Consider the following 242-nt stretch of genomic DNA (forward strand, 5'->3'; position numbering starts at 1 on the left):
GCGATCGCTCTGCTGGCCCCGGTCGTGGTCGGTCAGATCCTCGTGGGTCCCGGTCACGACTTCGGCACCGACGCCGGAACCGTGCAGACCATCGCCGCGGCGGCACTGTTCGGAAGCGGCATCCTGCTCGCGCTCCGCGTCTGGCGGGGCCGACTGCTGCGGCCCGCCACGCTGCGACGCTTCTGGCTGCTGGGCGTCGTCGCCTGGGCCCTTGCCGCCGGAGCGGCGATCGTGCTCGCGTT

The 242-nt window shown here is 73.1% G+C and carries 1 pseudogene; it reads left to right on the forward strand.

Annotated features, from left to right (window positions below):
• A pseudogene (locus RMT89_RS45045) lies at nt 1-242 on the forward strand (cytochrome c oxidase assembly protein); the annotation flags it as partial.

The organism is Streptomyces sp. P17 (assembly GCF_032436805.1).
Lineage (GTDB): Bacteria > Actinomycetota > Actinomycetes > Streptomycetales > Streptomycetaceae > Streptomyces.